Origin of the sequence: Mycobacterium sp. 1423905.2, assembly GCF_001673155.1 — a bacterium.
Taxonomy (GTDB): domain Bacteria; phylum Actinomycetota; class Actinomycetes; order Mycobacteriales; family Mycobacteriaceae; genus Mycobacterium.
Window position 1 is genome coordinate 1 of sequence record NZ_LZLE01000157.1, and the last position, 1,325, is coordinate 1,325.

The following is a 1,325-nucleotide window of genomic DNA, read 5'->3' on the forward strand; positions in this document are numbered from 1 at the left end:
CCCACCCTCATCCTCTGGGTCACGTCCGATCAGCCGTTCTGGGCGGCCCAGGTGCAGCAGCTGAAAGTCGGTCGAGGTCGGCGGTTCTCAGGGGCCACCACCAAATCTCTCGTGGCTGACCTCCAGGCGATCCTGGCTCCTGACTGTGTAAGTCGCGCTCGGGAACTCGCGTCCCGGATGACCAAAGCGGATGCCAGCGCGGTGACGACCGCTGACCTGCTCGAAGAACATGCCAGCCACGGCTGATCCGGAGATGACCGGATTGCCGAATCTATCTCGACGTGAGGGATGTCAATGTACGATTCGCCTGTGTCCCTGCTGATTACGGTTCCGGTATACGGTCAGCACGAGTACACGCACGCGCTGGTCGCGGACTTGGAGCGGGAGGGTGCGGACTACCTGATCGTCGACAATCGTGGTGATTACCCGAGGATCAGCAACGAAAGGGTGAGCACGCCGGGCGAAAATCTTGGTTGGGCCGGAGGCAGCGAGTTGGGCTTCCGGACTGCGTTCAACGAGGGCTACTCCCACGCGATGACACTTAACAACGACACCCGTATTTCGAAAGGCTTTGTCGCCGGGTTGCTTGACTCCCGGCTACCGGATGACGCGGGCATCGTCGGGCCGATGTTCGATTTAGGCTTCCCGTATGCGGTAGCCGGCGAGAAGCCGGACGCCGCCGACTACATTCCACGTCCGCTATACCGCGTCGTGCCCGCCGTGGAGGGCACGGCGCTTGCGATGTCGCGGAAGTGCTGGGATGCCGTGGGGGGCATGGATTTGTCCACCTTCGGACGTTTCGGGTGGGGACTCGACCTCGATTTGGCGCTGCGCGCCCGGAAATCTGGATTCGGTTTGTACACAACGGAAATGGCGTACATCAACCACTTCGGACGCAAAACCGCCAATGCGCATTTTGGTGGCCGCCAGTATCACTGGGGTGCCAGTCGGACGATGATCCGGGGATTGAGCCGCACTCATGGATGGCCCGCCGCTATGGGCATCCTGCGCGAGATGGGCGCGGCCCATAGGCGCAAGTGGTACAAGTCATTCCCGCTCGACCGCAGGACCAGCAACTAGGCGCGTACCCGCGCCGTTTCCTCCAACAGGTCAGCGGCCTTGGCCACGGCATCGGCCGGATTGGCCATCTTGGTGGAGAGCTCTCGGGCCCGTGCCGCGTAGTCCGGCGCCAGGATGGACCTGATCTCTTTGATCAGCGCTTTGCGGTTGATCCGCGAAAGACGCCGCGTGGAGCCAACTTTCAATCGCTGGACCGCCGCGCCCCAGATGGGCTGGTCGGCCACGTCCCAGAGGATCAACGTGGG

Annotated in this window: 1 protein-coding gene and 2 pseudogenes; 2 read left to right on the forward strand and 1 reads right to left on the reverse strand. The window is 62.6% G+C overall.

Annotated features, from left to right (window positions below; all coding sequences use genetic code 11):
• A pseudogene (locus A9W95_RS08765) lies at window positions 1-246 on the forward strand (glycosyl transferase); the annotation flags it as partial.
• A 48-nt stretch (window positions 247-294) separates the two neighbouring features.
• Window positions 295-1,080, forward strand: a complete 786-nt coding sequence (locus A9W95_RS08770; RefSeq protein WP_067410913.1) for a hypothetical protein — start codon at window positions 295-297, stop codon at window positions 1,078-1,080.
• Here A9W95_RS08770 and A9W95_RS08775 read toward each other — a convergent pair.
• Window positions 1,077-1,325, reverse strand: a pseudogene (locus A9W95_RS08775) (hypothetical protein); the annotation flags it as partial. The gene A9W95_RS08770 and the pseudogene A9W95_RS08775 overlap by 4 nt on opposite strands.

What these genes read in the sequence shown, in the direction of transcription:
- A9W95_RS08770 (WP_067410913.1), top strand. Translation starts at nt 295, where the DNA reads ATGTACGATTCGCCTGTGTCCCTGCTGATTACGGTTCCGGTATACGGT.